The sequence below is a fragment of the Xanthomonas sp. 3307 genome (genome assembly GCF_014199735.1).
In the GTDB taxonomy this organism is placed as follows: domain Bacteria; phylum Pseudomonadota; class Gammaproteobacteria; order Xanthomonadales; family Xanthomonadaceae; genus Xanthomonas_A; species Xanthomonas_A rydalmerensis.
In genome coordinates this window covers 334,523-347,420 of sequence record NZ_JACHOG010000004.1, presented here as the reverse complement: position 1 = coordinate 347,420, position 12,898 = coordinate 334,523, and the positions used below count along the sequence as shown (strand labels likewise).

Genomic DNA, 12,898 nt, shown 5'->3' with positions numbered 1-12,898 from the left:
TGCGGCCATAAATAAAATGACCGCACTAAGTGGTAAATATTGAGCGGGGCGGGATAGTAAAGTAATTTATTACACATATGCCATGGGAGGGTTTGTGATAAAAAATTCTTATGCAATTTGGAATAATAAGGGCGGAGTGGGCAAGAGCACCATCACTTTCAATGTTGCCTCTCGTTTTGCTGAGCTAAATGAGGACAAGCACGTTCTCGTCATAGATATGTGCCCGCAAGCCAATGTAAGCATGATGCTTCTTGGAGGGGGTTTAAAAGGGGAGGCGGAGGTTCACAAGCTCTGTACTAGCGCAGCTGCCCCAACAATCGTCGGCTATTTAACACAGGCATTGGGCGGTGGCCCCCTAGCCAATGCTCCAATGGCGGCGACTTATGTGACGAATGTTTCTGCCATCAATACTAGTTTGCCGAAAAATTTGCATCTAATATGTGGCGATCCAAATCTTGAGCTTATTTCTGCCTATATTTCAAATCTTGCTTCAGCGCAGCAAGTTTTGCCCACTATCAAGCCATGGGTGTGGGTGCATGAGGTTGTTAAGAGGCTAATAAGTTCAGTTGATAAAGAGTTGGGTGGAGAGTGGGTGGTTTTTATCGACACAAATCCGAGCTTTTCTAGTTACACAGAACTTGCCATTTGTGCTGTCGAAAGATTGCTGCTCCCTGTTAATGCTGACGACTCATCAAGAACTGCGATTGGCGCTATGCATTCGCTTTTATATGGCCAAAATCCACCGCATCCCATTTATGGCGCATGGACATTCGCGCATAATGCGCAGGCATATGGGGTGTCAGTTCCGAAGATACATCAAGTTATTGGCAATAGGCTTACGCAAAATCTAGGCGCGGCTGCAGCATTTGCGGCACTGTCTCGCGCTAGTGCTGAATCTCTATATGGTTTGTACAAAGGGAATCCAGGTCGTTTTACTGTGCGAGCCCAGGCTCCTACTAACGAGAATGATTTTGTTATTAAGTACTCGGTATCATTGCGGGATTTTAATACTGCTGGTGTTGTTGCTGCGCATGAAGGTGTGCCTGTCTCATCCTTGCATGGAGGTCGGCACTTCGTTCACGGTCGTGAAGTTAATATAGATAATAATAGGATAGTTGACTGCAGAATTGCGCTTGATCTGGTTGTTAAGTCTGTTTGACTTTTTGAGTGTAATGGGCGGGATGATCGTGCGTCACTCAGCTATTTGGGTGCGAATGAGAGATGTAAGGCGGTGCCGTTTGAGCTAGCCGTCCTGCTTAGCAAAAGGAGCTCCTTGCAATGGATGCTGTCAAGCCACCACTGACGTTCGCTTTGCTGGAGCAGAAGATCGCGGCGATGCCGGAAGGGCCAGTGTCTGCGTTGTCGACGCCGCGCTGGATGCGGGTGCTCAATGCAGTGGGATGGGTGGGAATCGTCATCGGGTTGCTGCCATCGCTTCTGTTGCTCTGGATTGCGCCGCAGCTGTGGATGGTGACCCTGTCGCGGGCGGGGTTGGTCCTCACGTTGGCTTTTCTCCCTTATTTGCTACGTACGGTCTGGTTGGTCATTTACGAGTTCGTCAATTCGCGTCGGCAGTTCGTCGAACAGTTCGATCACGATGTGGTTCAGCTGCGTCAGGTGTCGCAGTGGTTGCTGGCCTATCCGCGCGACGTGCTGGAGGACCAGTTGCGTTATGCCAAGATGGCGCAGGAACGTCTGGTCTCCAAGCTCGGTCTGCTAGTCGGCGGCTTGGACAAGCTCGGCTTGCTGCCACTGTGCCTGTCGTTATTCGTTGTCCTGCGCAACTGGCGCGATCTTTTGGTCTTGCCCGCGTGGCTGGCGATGCTGGCGCTGTTCGCTGCGATCCTTTGGATGATCAGCTGGCTGGGCGCCAGGTTCCGTCTGCGTCTGCACCTGTACGAAAGCGTGCTTGCTGCGGCGATTGCCAATGCTAGCGCTGCCAAGGCGGACGTGTCGACTGAGACGGCATCGCCCACCTCGCTTCAAGACTCCTCCGTACATCGCATCATCAGCGTCGCAACCCTAGAAGCCCTTTACGGCCAGCCCGCTGAGCGCGCAGTACGCAAGCAACTCGACCATCTGAACGCCGACTACCAGGCGTTCGTGCACGCCTCGCCGTTCGTGGTGCTGGCCTCGGCCGGCGACGAAGGACTGGACTGCTCGCCGCGCGGCGATGCGCCGGGGTTCGTGCAGGTGCTGGATGCGCGCACGCTGGCACTGCCGGACCGGCCGGGCAACAACCGCGTCGATACGCTGCGCAATCTGCTGCAGGATCCGCGGCTGTCGCTGTTGTTCCTGATTCCCGGCATCGGCGAAACCTTGCGGGTGAACGGCCGCGCCGAGATCCGGGTCGATCCGGACCTGCTGGCGCGGTTCGCGGTCGGCGAGCGTTTGCCGCGCAGCGTGATCATGGTGCACATCGAGGCGGTGTACTTCCACTGCGCCAGGGCGATCGTGCGGTCGCAGCTGTGGGATCCGATGCGGCACCTGCCGCGGGATCGTTTGCCCAGCCCTGGCACCATGCACGCGCATCTGGCCGATGGCGCGTTCGACGCCGACACCTACGATCGGGAATTGCCGCAGCGCACCCGGGACTCGTTGTACTAACGCGACTGGAGCGGATGTGCGGGCGACGCGTACGCAGCGCCTCGCCTCGCCTCGGGGAACTATATGCCGCCGGTCGATTCGGTCACCGGTTTTCCCGGTCATGCCGCCCTGCTAGGGTGCGCCCCTGGTGGAAAGCGGCGGCGACGCCCTTTCCGGGGCGCAGCGAACGGCAGGGGAGCGTGGATGCGGGGACGTGCGGAGCCGTCAGGCGGATGGGGCGAACTGCTGCTGGTGGTAGCGGTGGCGTTCGGGTTGCCGATCTATTGGAGTGCGCTGGCGGTGCTGGCGCCGGTGGTGGAGCCGTCTTTTTCCGACGCCAGTCTTTGGGGCACGGTGTTCTACGAGTTGCTGGTGCTGGCGGTGTTGCTGCCGACGTTGTGGTTCCGCGGCTGGACGCCGCAGGCGTTGGGGCTGCAATGGCAGACGCGGGATCTCGGCGTTGGCTTGGCACTGCTGGCCGCCTGCCTGGTGGCGACCTATCCGTTGCACCTGTTGAAGGACAGCGTGGCGGCGGAGCTGAATCCGTCGATGGACGCGATGGTGGCCGGGCCGCTGTCGGCGGGCATGGTGGTGCTGGTCTCGCTGCTCAATCCGATCTTCGAAGAGGTGTTCGTCTGCGCCTACGTGATCCGCGCGCTGGAGCGGCGGCACAGCCCGGCGTTCGCGGTGAACGTCAGCGTGGCGATCCGCGCGTCGTACCACCTGTACCAGGGACCGGTCGGCACCATCGGCATCCTGGTGGTGGGGCTGATCCTGGGCTGGTGGGTGGCGCGCACCGGGCGCCTGTGGCCGGCGATCGTGGCGCATGCCGGGCTGGATCTGCTGGGGCTGATGGCCTACACCTGATGCGCTGAGCGGACCGGCGTGTGATGTGCGCTGCGGTGATTGCGTACGCTGGTGTCGCCCGACCGAAAGCGCGCCCGCCTGCTGGCGCAGGCGTTGGCGCCGCTGCGCGAGCGCGGCGCGCAGGTGGCGGTGGACGATGCCGGTGCCGGTGCCGGTGCCGGCTACGCCACATCCTGCAGTTGCAGCCGGACGTCATCAAGCTCGACATGAGCATCACCCAGTGCATCCATTCCGACCGCAGCCGCCGCGCGCTGGCCAAAGGGCTGACCAACTTCGCCCATGAGATCGGCACCCAGGTGGTGGCCGAAGGCGTGGAGACGGCGCAGGAGCTGGACGCCTTGCGCGAGCTCAGGGGTATTTCCTGTCGCGGCCGCTGTCGGAGGATGCCGCGTTGGCCCTGGCGTCGCGGGAGGTTGGCTGAGTGGCGGTACGCCGTCGTTCGAGGTGGTAGACGCGATGCGGCACGATGGCGTGCCGCTGCGGCGACGGCTCGCCACCGGTACGCGTGGCGCCGTTTACCAGGGCACCACGCGGCCCAGGTAGTCCAGGTAGTGCAGCCCGCCGCGGCCGCAAGCGGCGTCGATGGTGTCGAGCAGGGGCGGAATGCTGTCGTCGATGGACAGGCGCGCCTCTGGTCCGCCCATGTCGGTCCGCACCCAGCCGGGCGCCATCAGCAGCAAGGTGCGGGCGCTGTCGCGGTGGCGGGCGGCGAAGCTGCGCATCAGCATGTTCAGTGCCGCCTTGCTGCTGCGGTAGATCTCGTACTGGCCGTTGCTGTTGTTGGCGATGCTGCCTTGCCCGGACGACATCACGCCGATGGTGCCGGTGTCGCGCACCAGGTCGCGCAAGGTTTCGATGGTGCGCATGGGGCTCAGCGCGTTGGTGACCATGACCCGGACGAATTCTTCGGTGGCGACATCGGCGACGGTCTCGCGGTCGTCGTTCTTGACGCCGGCGTTGACGAACAGCAGGTCCAGAACCTCGCCCTCCAGGCGTGCACGCAGCGCGGCCAGCTGCGCCGGGTCGGTGATGTCGATGCACTCGATGCGCAGCATTTGCGGATGCGCCACGGCCAGGTGGTGCAGCGCGCTGGGCGTGCCGGCGCGCTCGGTGGCGATGACGCGCCAGCCGCGTCTCAGGTAGCCTTCGGCCATCGCTAGGCCCAGGCCGCGCGAGGCGCCGATCAGCAGGACGGTTTTGTGTGCAGGGGTGTGGATCATGGTGTGTCTCCTCGTGGCCGGCGCGGCCTCGGCATGCGAGGCCTACCGGCGGTCTGCGCACTCTAGGCGTGCGTGTCGCCCTGCGGAACGCGCGCCGGATGCATTGACGCCTTGCGTCGGACGCCTGTGTCCATCGCCACTGTCGGGAAGCGCGTATGCCGGAACCGGATCTGAATCTGTTGATCGCCCTCGACGCCTTGCTGGCGGAAGCCAGCGTCGCCGGTGCCGCGCGGCGGCTGGGGTTGAGCGCGTCGGCGATGAGCCGGACGCTGACCCGGCTGCGCGAGGCGACCGGCGATGCGCTGCTGGTCCGCGCGGGCGGCACGATGGTGGCAACGCCGCATGCCCTGCAGCTGCGCGAGCGCGCCCGCGATGCGGTGGAAGCCGCACGCGCCGTGCTGCGCCCGGCACCGGCCGACCTGGACCTGGCGACGCTGCAGCGCACCTTCACCGTGCGCGCCAATGACGCCTTCGTGGAGGCGTTCGCGGCCATGCTGGTTGCCGCGGTGGCGGCGTCGGCGCCGCAGGTCCGCCTGCAGTTCGTCGCCAAGGCGCAGAAGACCGCCGGGCCGCTGCGCGAGGGCCTGGCCGATCTGGAAATCGGGGTGCTGGGCGCGATGGGGCCGGAGGTACGCGTGCAGGGCCTGTTTCGCGATCGCTTCGTCGGCGCGGTGCGCGGCGGCCATCCGCTCGCGGGCGACCGGGAGGTGAGTGCGCAGCGTTATGTGGCGTTCGGCCACGTCGTGGCCTCGCGGCGCGGGCGGGCGCAGGGGCCGGTGGACGAGGCGCTGCAGCAGCTCGGCCTGGTCCGCCATGTCGCGACCGTGGTGCCCAGTTTTTCCGCCGCGCTGGCGGTCGCGCGCGGCTCGAACCTGATCGCACTGGTGCCGGCCTCGTTCATGGCGGCACAGCCCGACACCCTGCGCGAACCCGCGCATACGTTCGCGCTGCCGGTGACCACCGCGCCCATCACCGTGTCGATGCTGTGGCATCCGCGCCTGGAGCACGATGCGGCGCATCGCTGGCTGCGTGCGTTGGTGCTGGCCGAGTTCCGTGCGCGGATGCCGCTGCGCTGATCTTTGCGGGAGGTGGCAAGCGCCGTCAGTTCTGGGTGAGCGCAGGAAGTAGCGCGCGTACAGGCCGTCGCTGCGGGGATGCGACCCCGGCACTGGCCCGCCGCCGCAGCGATGCCGCACACTTGCCGGCTCTGATCGAAGGCGGGAACAGGCGATGACACGGCGATACGGATGGAGCGCGATGCTGGTGTGGCTGGTGACGTTCGGCGCGGCGGCGGCCGGCCCCACGCCCGGCGAGTACGCCACCAAGGAAGGCTGGGGCAGCATGCGGGTCACCGACAAGGGCGGGGTACGCCAGTTCGACCTGTTGTCGGTCGGCGCCAACGGCCATACCTGCTCGCTGTCGGGCACCCTGCAGGGCGACAAGGCGGAGGTGAACGATGCCGGCGACGTGCCGTGCAAGCTCGCCTTCAAGCCGGTGCCGGGTGGGTTCGATGTGGCCGCGTTGACCCAGGAAAGCTGCCGCGACTACTGCGGCATGCGCGCCAGCTTCGAGGGCGACTACCTGCGCTTGCCTGCCGGCTGCACCGCCGCGGCCAGCAGCCGGCGGCGCGAGGCGTATCTGAAGGACTATCGCGGCAAGCGCTATGCCGAGGCGCTGGCCGGCATGCAGGCGTTCGAAGGCGAGTGCGGTGGCGTCTTCAACTGGCTCGATCGCGACCGCTTCGCCAACGACCGCGCCATCACCCTGCTGCGCCTGGGCAGGCCGAAGGAGTGCCTGGCGGCGCTGGACGGCACCATGGCCGGCCGCAGCCGCGACGAGGCCTCGTTCCAGGCGGAACTGGACAAGCAGAGCACCATGCTGCCGCCCAGCGACTGGGACGCCTATCTGCCGATCGCCAAGTCCACCTGGTTCAACCGCAAGTTGTGCGAGGCGGCTCGGGACTGAGCCCGCGCTGGCGCCGGGTGCCGTGCAGGCACGCGCTGCCATGGCGCCGCCTGCGTGCGGCGCCGCGCGCTGCGTGAGTCGACGCGGGACGCGGCGCGCCGGCATTGATGCGCCTGCGACCGACGCGGCAGCGCAACGGCGCCGCACGCTGGTGCCCACCATGCATCCGTCGGCGGCCGTGACGCGCGTGGCGCCGGTTGCCGTCGCCGCGGGCGACTGCGCATACTTCCGACGACCGACTGTGCGTTGGAAGCCCTGGAGCAAGGATGATCGACCGACTGCGACGCCTGTTGTCCCGCACCTCGCCGCGCGGGGCCGATGCCACCCACGATGCTGCAGGGGCGGAGGTCGCGCCCGACGCGCAAGCGGGCCACACACTGCAGCAGCTGTTGCTGCAGATACTGCAGCGCGAGGGACATGCGGCGACCTTGCACGACGATGTGGTCGTGCTCGACAACGGTCTGCAACTGCTCACCGAACTGGTGGACATGGCCGAACTGCGCAACGGCGTGCGGACCGCGAGCTGCATCCGCGTGCATCACCGCAGCCTGTTTCCCGATGGGATCGTCGAGTTCCAGCATTCCATCGGCGAGGACACCGAAGCGAGCTTGGCGTCTGGCTTCACGACCTGGGCGCGGACCGATCTGGTGGCGCTGTCGGAGGCGGTGACGGCGCCGGCCGATGCCCGCTGCATGACGCTGCAGATGGAGTTTGCTGCCTCGGCCGCAGCCGAGGCGGCGGTGCGGCGCACGGTGGTGCTGGGGCCGGTGGCGCACATGAATGGCGACGCGGCCAGGGCCGCGGCGGGCGACGACACGGAACATGCGTTCTGTCCGTGCTGCCTGTTCACCAACAGCCTGGACGCCTTGATGCCGCTGCTGCAGCGGGACCAGCGCATGCTCGGGATCCGCCTGTTCGCCTCGCGCGATGCCGACGGCGAAGTCGCGGCCGACTGCCGAGTCAACGGCGAGGACTTTCCCGAAGGCGTGGCGTGCCTGCGCCACTATGCCGAAACCTGGCCGGCGCTGGGCGCCATGGAGTTCCGCAAACAGTACGCCGTGGTGCGCCTGCCGGAGCCGGTGGTGCCGGACACCACGCACTGACGCGTCATCGGGCATTGCGCGCGCGCCCGCGGCCGTGCTTCGCCGGCCTAGGTCGCAGCGGTATCCGCTGGCGTGGAGGCAGGCAGCGCCGACGCCACGATGCCATGCAACTGCGCGGCCAGCGCCTTGCGGTCGCTGCCCGGCGCCACCGCGATCGGGGCGTGGAAGGTCACACGGACCACGGCGCCGGACAGGCGCAGGAAGTGCGCGACGTGCGCACCGGCCTGCATCTCGCCGTAGAAGGCATAGGCATCGCGATCGCCGCCCTGCGCGATGGGCTGCCCGTCGACGCTGCGCACCTCCAGGGTGAACGGCTGCAGGGTCCATTGCCGGGCGCCGGGTTCGGCGCTGAGGAACAGCGAGAACAGGCTGGACTTGAACGGTGCCACCCGTTCGCCGGAGGAGGTGGTGCCTTCGGCGAACAGCACCACGTCGTGATCCGGGCGCAGCTGCGCGGCCACGGCGGCGGCCACCGCGGCCGCATCCTGGCGGCGCCGGCTGATGAACACGGTCTGCGCCAGCGCGCCGATATGGCGCATGCCTGGCCAGCGCTCCATGTCGTTCTTGGCGATGAAGCGTGCGCGCAGCAGACTGCCCAGCACCACGATGTCGAAGTGGGAGACGTGGTTGCCGACGAACAGCGTCCCGCCTGTATCGCGCGGCGCGCCCACCACCTCGACGCGGATGCCCAGGGCGCGCCGCAGGCAGCCGAACCACAGCCGCGGCAGCACGAACGCACCGCGGCCGCGGGTGAGGCGCATCAACAGCCACTGCGGCGGTATCAGCAGCAGGCTGGCGACCATGCAGATGGCGATGCGGACGATGCTGCGCAGGCGGCCGACGAGGGCGCCTGCGGCGGGGCGGGGCGGAGCGGCGGCGGGCATGGGCGGCAGTGGCTGGGGAAGATGGTCGGCGCGCGCTGGCGCGCCCGCGGCGATGGTAGCCGAGCCTGGCGTCTTCGGCAGCGCTGCAAGCGACTGTCTTCAAGTCCCGTTGGCGAGGCTCCGATTGTTCGCTGCGCCACCGGCCTCACTGCAGATGCGCTGGGCGCGGGTCGAGCCGTCGCATCGTGGTGCCACGAAGATCAGGCGTGTGCCGATTGGTCCTGGTCGCGGTACGCACAACCATGGCATCGCACGCCGGCATCGCGCTGGCAGATGCAGGTCCTTCCACCAACCTCAGGAGTCCATGCCATGTCGTATCCCGTCTGGAAGAAGATCCGCGCCGAACGTCTCGACGATCCAACCAACTGGGCGCGGACTTACACCCGCTACCTGCATAGCCATGCGGAGGAAACCCAATTCAAGGTCGACATCGTCGCCGCGGCGGCGACCGAGACGGGGGACAACAACCCGCAGCACTACCGGCTGTCCTACGGCCCCAGCTCCAATGCGCAACCCGCCGACGCGCGCGCGATCTGATGCGCGCTGCGTGAGCCGCGACGAGGCGTTACCGAGAGCGTCCGTCGCGGCATGCCTCGCCACGGCGTAGCAAGAGCGAGTGACGCGATGCGACCTGACGCAGCGGCCGGGACCGGTGCAGCTTGCAGGCTCAGTGCGTGCTGTCGGCCTGCTTGCAATCCGCAGTCTGCGACGTTGCGAAGGACGTGAGGAGCCACGCACCCGCGGGGCGTGTCTCGACGCTGTAGAGCCAGGACTGCCTCACGCCGCCGATGCAACTGGCGATGGCGATGCTGTCGTCTGGCGTGCCCTGGTCGGGTAGCGGCAGCGGTTCGGGCGCGCGGGTCTGAACGCCGTGCAGCATCCTCACGTAGGTCAGGACGATGGGGCCGAGACGGTCAAGATTCCCCATGCTCATCACGTCTTTGCGTGTCCTTTGCTGCGCCAGCCAGTCGCGCACCTGCCGCCACTCGGGCGTGCCCGGGGCGTAGGTGCTGGTACTAGACACGCGCAGGCTGTCCGGCACGTCCGGCGCGGCGTGCACCGCCAGCGGCAGCAGGGCGAGCAGCAGCAGGCCCATGACCCATCCGGCGCACCGAGCGTGTCTCCGACTGTTCCCGACAGCACCACCGTTGCGCCTGTGCATCCGCCCGCTCCTTGCTGGTTGCCGATGGCGCGACGATAGCACCATCGGCGGCCCTGTCTGCGCGTTGCGCGGGGGCGCGCCGACCGCGCTTGCGCTCAGCGCTTGCCCGGTCGATCGGTCAATGACGCTTGCAGCGCGGTGGCCAAGGCGGCGTCGCCGCTGACCAGCGCGCTCCAGCGCAATTCCAGGCCTTTGCGCCGGCCCTTTTCGGTGAGCTTCAGGCCGTCCGGGTCCACGGTCAGGGTGTATTGAACGCCGTCGATGTCCAGTTCGCGGCGCAAGGGTTTGTCGAGCGGGGTCATGCGGCGGCTCCCGTTTTCACGATGCGGCGAGGGTAGCCGGGCGAAGGTGATGGCAGGTTCTGCAGGCGCGCCGGATGAAAACGCTCAAGATCGCCACCTACAACGTCAACGGCATCCGCAGCCGCTTGCCGCAGTTGCTGCAGTGGCTGCAGCGCGAGGCGCCGGACATCGTCGGGCTGCAGGAGCTCAAGAGCGTGGATGCGGGCTTTCCCCTCGCCGAGCTGCATGCCGCCGGCTACGGCGCGGTGTGGATGGGCCAGTCGAGCTGGAACGGCGTCGCGCTGCTGGCCAAGGGCTGCGACCCGGTGGAGAGCCGGCGCGGGCTGCCCGGCGATCCGCGTGATACCCAGAGCCGCTACATCGAGGCGATGGCGCACGGCGTGCTGGTCGGCTGCCTGTACCTGCCCAACGGCAATCCGCGCCCCGGCCCGAAGTTCGACTACAAGCTGGACTGGTTCGCGCGGCTGCAGCGGCATGCGCAGCAACTGGTGGCGCTGCCGCATCCGGTGGCCTTGATCGGCGACTTCAACGTGGTGCCCACCGATGCGGACATCTACAACCCGGCGTCCTGGCGACGCGATGCGCTGCTGCAACCGGAAAGCCGCCAGGCCTATGCCGAGCTGCTGGCGCAGGGCTGGACCGACAGCCTGCGCGAGGTGCACGGCGAGCGCCACGTGTACACGTTCTGGGATTATTTTCGCCAGCACTGGCAGCGCGATGCCGGGCTGCGCATCGATCACCTGCTGCTGAATCCGCCGCTGGCCGCACGCCTGCGCGACGCCGGCGTGGACCGCTGGGTGCGCGACCTGCCGCACGCCAGCGACCATGCGCCGACCTGGGTTGCGCTGGGCGCGGCATCGGCCCGCGGTGCCGCCGCGGCGTCGGCCAAGCCGCGGCGCGGTGACGAGAGCGATGCAGGCAAGGCCAGGGGCGGCAAGGCGAAGAAGACCACGCGTACCTCCACGTCTGGCGCGACGTCGCTGCCGAAGAAGGCGGCAGCGCGGACCAAGGGCAAGACGACGGCCAGGACCAAGGCGAAGTCGACGACGCCAGCGCAGGCAACAAAGAAGACACGCGCAACAAAGACGACAACCGCGAAGACGCCGAAAGCGCGCACGCCGCGCGCTAGCACTCCGGTGCCGCCGACGTCCTCGCGCGGTGGCAAACGCCGCAAACCCTCCCTTCTCCCGCCGGGAGAAGGTGGCGCGTAGCGCCGGATGAGGGTGCGGCGAAGCGGGGAAGAGGCTGATCCCTTGCTGTCGCCGCGTCCCCGCTGGCTTGTCTTACTTCAACATCTCGGTAAACGCGCGATCGGCCTCGATCACGTCCGGCAGCGCGGCGAACAGCGCGTCCAGGTCCACGTCGTCCATCAGCGGGCCGGTCACCGCCTGCCGCGCCTGGTCGTTGGCGCCGCCGTGGCGCTCCAGCGCGTCGGCGACCAGTGCCGCCTGGGCGACGAGCTTCGGCATCGCCTCGCCTTCCGGCGCCTGCAGCGGCCGCGCCTGGAAGGCGATGGCGGTCTGGATCACCTGCGGCAGCTGCCAGCGCCGCGCCAGCTCGGCGCCCACTTCCGGGTAGCCGAAGCCCAGTTGCACGGTCTCGTCGGCGGCGCGGCCGCTGGAGGAGGCGTCCGGATGCAGTTGCGCGGCGTAGTCGGGCGCGCCGGTCTGGATCAGCAGTTCGCCGATGTTGTGCATCATCCCGCAGGTGAAGGCGGTCTCCGCGTCCAGGCCCTTCTGCCGCGCCAGCAGCCGGCACACGCCGGCCACTTCGAAGCTGTGCAGCCAGAACGCGCGCAGGTCGAAATGCGCCGGCGCATGGAACGCGCCGGTCACCGAGGAGGCCAGCACCAGGGTGCGCAAGGTGTTGAAGCCCAGGCGCAGCGCCGCGTCTTCCACCGTGGTGGAGTCGCGCGCGCCGCGGAAGCGCGCCGAATTGGCCAGCCGCAGCACCTTGGCCGCGATCACCGGGTCCCGCTCGATGTTGCGCGCCACCGCGTCCAGGCTGGTGCCCGGCGCATCGAACTGCAGGATCAGGTCCTGCGCCACCTGGGGAATGGTCGGCAGGGTGTGCAACTGGTCGAACAGCGCCTCTAGCTTCATGGGGGACCCTCGGAATGGAACGGGGGGCGGGCAGGGCCGGTAGCCGGTCGTGCCGCCACGGTGGCGGAATGCGCGCATCCTACCGATTCGCGATGCACGGCGTGTGGACTGCAGGCGCTGCGGCGGTGGCCGTGTCCATGCGCCACGGTGTGGTGCGCGGCACTCGGCGCCACGCCCGAGGCCGGCGCCGGCTCAGCCGCCGGCGCGCACGCGCAGGGTCAGGCCCTTGAGGAAGTTGCGCAGCAACTGGTCGCCGCACAGGCGGAAATTCTTGTGCTCCGGCTGCCGGAACAGCGCCGACAGTTCCGGCTTGGAGACCGGGAAACCCGCCGCGTCGAAGATCTGGTGCATGTCCACGTCCTTGAGCTGGAACGCCACGCGCAGCTTCTTCAGCACCACGTTGTTGGTGATGCGCGCTTCCACCGGGCGCGGCGGCAGGCTCTCGTCGCGGCCGCGGTAGTGGAACACCAGTCCGTCCAGCACATGCGCCAGCACCGCGTCGCTGCATTCGACGAAGCCCTCTTCGTCCTCCTTCTTCAGCCACGCCGGGATCTGCGCCTTGTCGATCGGGAACGCGGGATCGGCGAGGTGCGCCAGATCGACGATCTTCTGGTCGCTCAGGTCGAGCATGTAGCGGATGGAGCGCAGGATGTCGTTGTTGAGCATGGCAGGTGCGGGAGTGCCGGGAGGCCCGGCGAGGGGCGCTA

14 protein-coding genes and 1 pseudogene are annotated in these 12,898 nt (G+C 67.1%); 9 read left to right on the top strand and 6 right to left on the bottom strand.

Annotated features, from left to right (window positions below; translation table 11 throughout):
• Positions 1-82 precede the first annotated feature (82 nt).
• From GGR64_RS12775 to GGR64_RS21030, 4 genes and pseudogenes are all read left to right on the top strand, one after another.
• Positions 83-1,159, top strand: coding sequence for a ParA family protein (locus GGR64_RS12775; protein WP_184646274.1), 1,077 nt, complete (start codon positions 83-85; stop codon positions 1,157-1,159).
• 119 nt (positions 1,160-1,278) lie between these two features.
• Positions 1,279-2,607 (top strand): pyridoxamine 5'-phosphate oxidase family protein, encoded by a 1,329-nt coding sequence (locus GGR64_RS20875; RefSeq protein WP_260303007.1) that lies wholly within the window; start codon positions 1,279-1,281, stop codon positions 2,605-2,607.
• A gap of 183 nt (positions 2,608-2,790) precedes the next feature.
• Complete coding sequence (locus GGR64_RS12765; protein ID WP_184646272.1) at positions 2,791-3,453, top strand: CPBP family intramembrane glutamic endopeptidase; 663 nt, start codon at positions 2,791-2,793, stop codon at positions 3,451-3,453.
• Between the two features lie 23 nt (positions 3,454-3,476).
• Positions 3,477-3,755, top strand: a pseudogene (locus tag GGR64_RS21030) (EAL domain-containing protein); the annotation flags it as partial.
• A gap of 213 nt (positions 3,756-3,968) precedes the next feature.
• On the opposite strand, the gene GGR64_RS12755 reads toward GGR64_RS21030, so the two are convergent.
• Positions 3,969-4,673 carry an SDR family NAD(P)-dependent oxidoreductase gene (locus GGR64_RS12755; RefSeq protein ID WP_160970174.1) on the bottom strand — a complete coding sequence of 235 codons (705 nt, stop codon included), beginning with the start codon at positions 4,671-4,673 and terminating at the stop codon, positions 3,969-3,971.
• A 155-nt stretch (positions 4,674-4,828) separates the two neighbouring features.
• Here GGR64_RS12755 and GGR64_RS12750 point away from each other — a divergent pair, with 155 nt between their 5' ends.
• The 3 genes from GGR64_RS12750 (at position 4,829) to GGR64_RS12740 (ending at position 7,741) form a co-directional block, all read left to right on the top strand.
• The gene (locus tag GGR64_RS12750) at positions 4,829-5,749 is read left to right on the top strand and encodes a LysR family transcriptional regulator (protein ID WP_184646270.1); all 921 of its coding nucleotides are present in this window, start codon (positions 4,829-4,831) and stop codon (positions 5,747-5,749) included.
• A 154-nt stretch (positions 5,750-5,903) separates the two neighbouring features.
• Positions 5,904-6,638, top strand: coding sequence for a hypothetical protein (locus GGR64_RS12745; RefSeq protein ID WP_184646268.1), 735 nt, complete (start codon positions 5,904-5,906; stop codon positions 6,636-6,638).
• A gap of 440 nt (positions 6,639-7,078) precedes the next feature.
• A complete protein-coding gene (locus GGR64_RS12740) occupies positions 7,079-7,741 on the top strand; it encodes a DUF6348 family protein (RefSeq protein ID WP_326520332.1) in 663 nt (220 codons plus the stop codon).
• 47 nt (positions 7,742-7,788) lie between these two features.
• On the opposite strand, the gene GGR64_RS12735 is transcribed toward GGR64_RS12740, so the two are convergent.
• The gene (locus GGR64_RS12735; RefSeq protein ID WP_260303006.1) at positions 7,789-8,625 is read right to left on the bottom strand and encodes a lysophospholipid acyltransferase family protein; all 837 of its coding nucleotides are present in this window, start codon (positions 8,623-8,625) and stop codon (positions 7,789-7,791) included.
• A 309-nt stretch (positions 8,626-8,934) separates the two neighbouring features.
• Between GGR64_RS12735 and GGR64_RS12730 the strand changes: the two genes are divergently transcribed.
• Positions 8,935-9,162, top strand: a complete 228-nt coding sequence (locus GGR64_RS12730) for a hypothetical protein (protein WP_160970180.1) — start codon at positions 8,935-8,937, stop codon at positions 9,160-9,162.
• 130 nt (positions 9,163-9,292) lie between these two features.
• Here the strand turns inward: GGR64_RS12730 and GGR64_RS12725 are convergent, their stop codons facing one another.
• Both GGR64_RS12725 and GGR64_RS12720 read right to left on the bottom strand, forming a co-directional pair.
• Positions 9,293-9,721: a hypothetical protein gene (locus GGR64_RS12725; protein ID WP_184646264.1), complete on the bottom strand. Its 429-nt coding sequence runs from the start codon at positions 9,719-9,721 to the stop codon at positions 9,293-9,295.
• Between the two features lie 161 nt (positions 9,722-9,882).
• The gene (locus GGR64_RS12720) at positions 9,883-10,089 is read right to left on the bottom strand and encodes a hypothetical protein (protein ID WP_184646262.1); all 207 of its coding nucleotides are present in this window, start codon (positions 10,087-10,089) and stop codon (positions 9,883-9,885) included.
• A gap of 74 nt (positions 10,090-10,163) precedes the next feature.
• On the opposite strand from GGR64_RS12720, the gene GGR64_RS12715 reads away from it, so the two are divergent.
• A complete protein-coding gene (locus GGR64_RS12715) occupies positions 10,164-11,300 on the top strand; it encodes an exodeoxyribonuclease III (protein WP_184646260.1) in 1,137 nt (378 codons plus the stop codon).
• 72 nt (positions 11,301-11,372) lie between these two features.
• Here the strand turns inward: GGR64_RS12715 and GGR64_RS12710 are convergent, their stop codons facing one another.
• On the bottom strand, positions 11,373-12,191 hold the full coding sequence (locus GGR64_RS12710) for an HDOD domain-containing protein (RefSeq protein WP_184646258.1): 819 nt from the start codon (positions 12,189-12,191) through the stop codon (positions 11,373-11,375).
• Between the two features lie 192 nt (positions 12,192-12,383).
• The gene (locus tag GGR64_RS12705) at positions 12,384-12,857 is read right to left on the bottom strand and encodes a DUF1456 family protein (RefSeq protein ID WP_160970189.1); all 474 of its coding nucleotides are present in this window, start codon (positions 12,855-12,857) and stop codon (positions 12,384-12,386) included.
• Positions 12,858-12,898: the final 41 nt, after the last annotated feature.